Below are 6,305 nucleotides of genomic sequence, written 5' to 3' on the forward strand. Positions count from 1 at the left end.
GGGATTTCCGCCAAATGAAAACAGGAAAGATGAAAAAAATTGTGCAGATTGCAGCCCTGGCCCTGGCCATTGCCCTTCCACTGAGCCAGGCGCCGGCCTCCGCCGCCTCGGTGGCGGTGGACCCCACCATTAAAGTGGGTATCTTTTACGGCTCCAACGCCCTGCCCGGCGCCAACCTGCTCAACGATGTGGGCAGCGGGTACCGGCTGGGCTATTATGACGACAACCGGGTGTTTCAGCAGCTGGCCGCCACCAGTGAGACCGCCATCTCGGTGGTCAAAACCCAGAATGTCTACTACGGCAAGGTGGGGACATGGAGCGGCTATTACGACACCATTACCTCCAATATCGCCGTGGGCTGCTGGCATTTGAAGCTGCCCGGCAGCTACAGCTCCTACGACGAGGCTGCCGCTGCGGCCTCCGCCTATTCCGGCGGCTTCGTGGCCTGGATCGACGGGACGTGGCAGGCAAGAGTAGGGGCCTACCTGGACAAGGAATCCGCCCAGGCCGCCCAGACCAGCCTTGGCCTTGGGGACGCCGAGGTGGTTGGTACCTCCAGCGCCGGGGTGTCGGTGGTCAAGACGGGCGCCAGTCAGATCCTCTTCCAGTTTGACAGCGCCTCCAAGTGCCTGGGCATCAAGCCCGGCCTGGACGACAGCGTCAAGACCGAGACCATTTTCCGGGGCTGTACCTATTACGGCGGCTTCCAGTATCAGCGGGTGAGCGGAGGTAACCTGACGGTGAGCAATGTCATTGGCCTGGAGGATTATGTACAGGGGGTCATCGTGCGGGAGATGAGCTCCTCCTGGCCCCTGGAGGCCCTGAAGGCCCAGGCGGTGAGCGCCCGCACCTACGCTTACCGCAATTACACCGCCAGCAAGCACAAGAGTCAGGGCTTCGACATCTGCAACTCCACCTGCTGCCAGGTATACTTGGGTATGGACGCGGTGACGGCCAACAGCAGCAAGGCGGTGGAGGAGACTTATGGTGAATACGCCTGGTACAACGGCTCCCTCATTGAGGCGGTATACTCCTCCCACGACGGCGGCGCCACCGAGAGCGCCGTCAATGTGTGGGGGAGCAACGTGGCCTACCTCATCGGCAAGTACGACCCCTACGAGGCGTCGGTGGCCAGCAAGGTTCCCAACTACAACTGGACGGTGACCTACACCGCCCAGGAGCTCACCGACTTGCTCAATTCCAAGGGCTATACCAACTCGGGCATCGTGGATTTCCGGGTTACCAAGACCAGCCCCACCGGCAATGCCATTGAGATCACCTTCACCGACTCCTCCGGCAAGAGCTGGAGCAAGATCCGGGACGACTGCCGCACCTTCCTGGGGCTGCGGTCCATCCATTACACCGTGTCCAGCTCCGCCGGCAGCGGCTCGTCCGGCGGGGGAGGGAGCTACACGGTGAACGGAAATGGTACCCTCGGCAGCCTGGACGGGGCCTATGCCATCGACGGCAGCGGTTCCACCTCCAAGCTGAGCGGCGACGTGTACATCATTGACGGCAGCGGCCAGGTGACCCAGGCCACGGCATCCGGCGGCAGCGGCGGAGACAGCTCCACCGTGTTCACCATCACCGGCTCCGGCTGGGGCCACAACGTGGGCATGAGCCAGTGGGGCGCTTATGCCATGGCCCAGCAGGGCTATACTTATCAGGATATCCTGACCTTCTACTATACTGGAATAGAGGTGCGCAAGCCATAAAGACGTCTGATTTTGACTTTTACCTGCCGGAGGAGCTGATCGCTCAGACTCCTCTGGAGAAGCGGGACTCCTCCCGACTGCTGGTGCTGGACAAGCACACCGGCGAAACCAAACATATGCACTTTTTCGATCTGCCCACTCTGCTGAGACCGGGAGACTGCCTGGTACTCAACGACTCCCGGGTGCTGCCAGCCCGGCTCATCGGCCACCGGGATCCCGGTGGGGGAGCGGTGGAGGTGCTGCTGCTCATCGACCGGGGCAATAAGACCTGGGAGTGCCTGGTGCGGCCCGGCCGTAAGATGCGTCCGGGTACGAAGGTGTCCTTCGGCGAGGGCCAGCTCACCGCCGAGGTCACCGAGGTACTGGAGGGCGGCAACCGGCTGGTTCGCTTCGACTACGAGGGCATTTTCCTGGAAAAGCTGGAGCAGCTGGGTAAGATGCCTCTGCCTCCCTATATTAAAGCCGAACTTCAGGACCCGGAGCGGTATCAGACCGTCTACTCACGGGAAGTGGGCTCCGCCGCCGCCCCCACCGCCGGTCTCCACTTCACCAAGGAACTGCTCAAGCAGGTGGAGGACATGGGGGTGCGTCTGGCCTATGTGACCCTCCATGTGGGCCTGGGCACCTTCCGCCCGGTGAAGGAGGAGGATATCCTGGACCACGAGATGCACTCCGAGTACTGCATGATCTCTGCCGAGACTGCCGAGACCATCAACCGGACCAGAGCCGAGGGAGGCCGGGTAATCTGCGTGGGCACCACCTCCTGCCGCACCATTGAGAGCTGGGCGGCAGAGGACGGAACTCTGAAGGAGAGCGCCGGGTGGACCAATATCTTTATCTATCCGGGCTACAAATTCAAGGCGCTGGACTGCCTCATCACCAACTTCCATCTGCCGGAATCCACCCTCATCATGCTGGTGTCCGCCCTGGCGGGCCGGGAGCACATCCTGGCTGCCTACAAGGAGGCGGTGGAGCAGAAATACCGCTTCTTCTCCTTCGGAGACGCCATGTTTATCTGCTGAAACAACCAAAAGGCCTGCCGTAGTAAAACGGCAGGCCTTTTTTACATCCTTCTCAGTACCTCCACGTTGCCCGCCAGCCGGGGATCGGTAGGGGAGAGGGCAAGGGCCTTTTGCGCTTCCTCCCGAGCGGGGCCGATGCGCCCGGTGCGGAAATAGGCCTGGCACCGCAGGTCGTGGGGAAGTGGCCCCCAGGCCTCCGCCTCACAGATGTAGGTATCAGGCCGGACGGTGATGGCCAAAGCGACACCGGTAAAATACAGCACCCCGTCCCAGTTCTCCTGCTGGTAGCAAAGGGTGGCCAGATCCATCCAGGGCTCCCGCAGATGGGGGGCCTCGGCGGCGGCGCGGAAAAACCAACTTCTGGCCTGGGCGGGGTCCCCTTTCTGTATGTAGGACTTGGCAATGTACCGCATGGAGGCTGCCCGCTCATCCTTCCAGGTAGCTGTGGGCATGGACAGGTGCCGCTTGAGGGTGGCAATGCAGTCGTCCCACCGGCTATGGAAAAAATACTCCCGGCCCAGATAGTGGGCGTTGCGGTCGTCTTCCGGTTCCTCCTGTACCGACAGTTCCAGCAGAGGGAGATACTGGCCCCGGGATTTGGAGGGATCAGGGTGGTGATCCAGCTGCACCCCCAGCGCAGTTACCATGAGGCCGGGCTGACCAGGCTCCTCCCAGCGCAGGATCTCATGAACCGGATGAACCCAGCGGTAACCGTGGCGGCGGTGGATCTTCTCGTACCAAAATACCACCCCTTCGGCTCCGTCGGGCCGGAAGGACCAGGTGTAGCGGTACCGGGCCTGACCTGTGCCGGGCGTCCAAGCCGACTCCAGAGCAGCCCGCCAGCCGGGATGGAACACCTCGTCCAGGTCGGTACATACGCAGATATCGGCGTCCTCATCCACCAGTTCCAGAGAGCGGTTGCGGGCAGTGTCGAACCGCCAGGGAGAAATGGTCTCCACGGTGACAACGGCTCCTCGGGCCTCCAAGCGGGCCACGGTGTCGTCGGTGGAGCCGGTGTCCAGCACCACCACCTGATCGGCCTCTGACATGGAGTCCATCCAACGGTCCACAAACTGGGCCTCATTCTTGCAGATGGCGTAGACTACAATTTTCATAAGTGCCTTCTCCTTTCACAGAAGGAGAGGGGGGCAGACTGCCCCCCTCCCGCAGGATCAGGTTTCCATCAGACCGGCGGCCTTCAGATTCTGGATAATCTGGTTGATGGCGTTGATAGCGTCGGTCAGGCTGGCACTGGTTTGCAGGGTGGTGACCGTGGCGGCGGCGTTGGTCTCACCGGCAGGGCCGGTAGGCCCGGTAGGGCCAGTAGGACCAGTAGCGCCAGCAGTGCCCGCGGTACCGGCAGGGCCGGTGGGTCCGGTAGGTCCGGTTGCACCAGCAGTACCCGCAGTACCGGCAGGGCCGGTGGGTCCGGTAGGTCCGGTAGCACCAGCAGTGCCCGCAGTACCGGCAGGGCCGGTGGGTCCGGTAGGTCCGGTTGCACCGGCAGTACCCGCGGTACCGGTAGGACCGGTGGGGCCAGTAGGACCGGTAGCGCCATCGGGGCCGGGGATACCCTGAGGTCCGGTAGGACCGGTAGCGCCGTCAGGTCCGGGAATACCCTGAGGGCCAGTGGGTCCGGTCACACCTGCCGCGCCGGTGGGTCCGGTGGGTCCGGGGGTGGCAGGTCCGGTAGGTCCGGTGGGTCCGGTCGGGGCGATGTTATTAGGAAAGTGGCTATAACCCTTGAAAATCAAGGGAATATTAAAAAATAAAATCTATCACATTACGCAAAACGCCGTCCGTGGAGACCACCGGGCGGCGTTTTTGCATGGAGGTAGGTTTGAAGGAGGTGAGAAGTAGAAAAAATAGGCACAAAATTTTTGACTTTAATTTTGTGCAACACTCCAAAATTTATTTTTAAGAAGGAGGTAGCGATGGCAGACGAAAAAAAGACACCTGCGCCGGAGGAACCGGGTACCGGAAAATCCCCTGATGCGGGAAAAGCCACTCCAAATGCGCCTGCACAGGGAAAACCCAATACCCCGGAGAAACCGGAGGGCAGCCCTGTCGCAGATACGCCCCAGCCACCAGAGGAAAAAGCCCCGGAGAATAAATCCAAAACGGATGGACCGGACAAGGATGGGGCTGAGGTCGTTGTCCCTATTGAAAAAATCAGTGAATTGATTGCCCAGCGCAATCGGGCAGCACGGGAACAGGTCGAACAGACTGACACCACGAACAAAGCCCCGGAGGACACGCAGACGAGGTTGTTTGAAACAGCACCCACGCCAAAACGCGGTGGCCGCCCCCCCAAAGCTGCAAAAGAGCCAAAGGATAAACCGCCCCAGGAGAAAAAGCCCAGGGACAAAGTGTCCCAAGGCAAGCGGGGCAAGAATACCCCGGACAAGCCTGCCCCTGGTGGTGGCGGTGTTGGCGGCGCTCCTTCCATCCAAAATGATGCACCGACTCCCATAGTGGCTGAACCGGCTGCCCCGCCCCGTCCGGTGGAAGATCAGAAGGTCGTTTATTTGAAATTGTCCGAGCTGCACCCGTTCCACACCTTCCGCCCCCACCCATTCCAGGTGAGGGACGATGCGAAGATGAAAGAAACCGTTGCCTCGGTCAAGCAGATGGGCGTCATCACTCCTGCCACGGTGCGCCCGGAGAAAGATGGCAACGGCTATGAAATCATCGCCGGACATCGGCGCTGCCGGGCCAGTGAATTGGCCGGTCTGGAGGTACTTCCCTGTATCGTCCGTGAAATGACGGATCACGAGGCCATTCGGGAAATGCGGGACAGCAACAAGCAGCGTGACGGTATGCTCCCCACCGAGCTTGCCCGTCTGCTGGATCTGGAGATGGAGGACATCAAGCACCAGGGCGTTCCGCTCAAAAATGTGGCTGAGGGGGACATCGGAAAACGGTCTGCGGAGATCGTGGGTGAGGCCCACGGCATGAACTACAAAAAGGTCATGCGCTATATCCGGCTCAATTCCCTTGTGCCGGAATTGCAGGCTATGGTGGACGGCCACGAGGACGAAAACGGGAAACGGGTTAAAGGACTGGGCTTTATGCCCGCCGTGGAACTTTCCTATATTCGCCCCAAGAACCAGCAGCTTATCGCGGTGTCCATCGAAGGCGAGCAGGCATCCCCCTCTGTTGCCCAGGCCAAAAAGCTCCGGGAGCTGGACCAGCAGAACAAACTCACCGGCGATGTGATCGACGCAATTTTGAGCGAGGAAAAAAAGGAGGTTGGTCAAGTGATTATCAGCGCGGATGAATTGAGCAAGTATTTTGGTAAGGAGGTCACTCCCCGTCAGATGAAGGACCAGATCATGGCCCTGCTGGACGAGTGGAAGGAAAAGCAGCCGCCGGAGAAGAAGGCGGAACTGGAGAAGTAAGCCCTTGGGACAAAATGTCCCAGGGGCTTTTCTGATTTCTGCGACAAATTTAGTCCAATGGTATGAAGTCAAGTAGGTGATGCAAGAAAATTTCAAATGGGAATGAGTAAAAAGGACCATGTAGGCAGGAAAAAGACAACGCCAATCCAAGCCCTGTCCCTGAGTTT

5 protein-coding genes are annotated in these 6,305 nt (G+C 60.2%); 3 read left to right on the plus strand and 2 right to left on the minus strand.

Features of this window, described 5'->3' with window-relative positions; genetic code table 11:
* Positions 1 to 29 precede the first annotated feature (29 nt).
* Positions 30 to 1,715 (plus strand): SpoIID/LytB domain-containing protein, encoded by a 1,686-nt coding sequence (locus B5G06_RS05350; protein ID WP_087188059.1) that lies wholly within the window; start codon positions 30 to 32, stop codon positions 1,713 to 1,715.
* Positions 1,712 to 2,737, plus strand: a complete 1,026-nt coding sequence (gene queA / locus B5G06_RS05355) for a tRNA preQ1(34) S-adenosylmethionine ribosyltransferase-isomerase QueA (RefSeq protein WP_087188068.1) — start codon at positions 1,712 to 1,714, stop codon at positions 2,735 to 2,737. Before B5G06_RS05350 ends, queA begins: the two co-directional genes overlap by 4 nt.
* 41 nt (positions 2,738 to 2,778) lie before the next feature.
* Here queA and B5G06_RS05360 read toward each other — a convergent pair whose 3' ends face one another.
* Positions 2,779 to 3,852 carry a tetratricopeptide repeat-containing glycosyltransferase gene (locus B5G06_RS05360; protein WP_087188060.1) on the minus strand — a complete coding sequence of 358 codons (1,074 nt, stop codon included), beginning with the start codon at positions 3,850 to 3,852 and terminating at the stop codon, positions 2,779 to 2,781.
* Between the two features lie 57 nt (positions 3,853 to 3,909).
* Positions 3,910 to 4,380 carry a hypothetical protein gene (locus tag B5G06_RS05365; protein ID WP_204220748.1) on the minus strand — a complete coding sequence of 157 codons (471 nt, stop codon included), beginning with the start codon at positions 4,378 to 4,380 and terminating at the stop codon, positions 3,910 to 3,912.
* 291 nt (positions 4,381 to 4,671) lie between these two features.
* Between B5G06_RS05365 and B5G06_RS05370 the strand changes: the two genes are divergently transcribed.
* On the plus strand, positions 4,672 to 6,138 hold the full coding sequence (locus B5G06_RS05370; protein WP_087188062.1) for a ParB/RepB/Spo0J family partition protein: 1,467 nt from the start codon (positions 4,672 to 4,674) through the stop codon (positions 6,136 to 6,138).
* The last annotated feature ends 167 nt before the right edge of the window (positions 6,139 to 6,305 follow it).

The sequence above is a fragment of the Flavonifractor sp. An52 genome (assembly GCF_002159385.1).
Classification (GTDB): Bacteria; Bacillota; Clostridia; order Oscillospirales; family Oscillospiraceae; genus Flavonifractor; species Flavonifractor avicola.

Excerpts from the sequence above, each read along its gene's own strand:
- B5G06_RS05360 (WP_087188060.1), bottom strand. The coding sequence starts at position 3,852 with ATGAAAATTGTAGTCTACGCCATCTGCAAGAATGAGGCCCAGTTTGTG.
- B5G06_RS05370 (WP_087188062.1), top strand. The coding sequence starts at position 4,672 with ATGGCAGACGAAAAAAAGACACCTGCGCCGGAGGAACCGGGTACCGGA.
- B5G06_RS05350 (WP_087188059.1), top strand. The coding sequence starts at position 30 with ATGAAAAAAATTGTGCAGATTGCAGCCCTGGCCCTGGCCATTGCCCTT.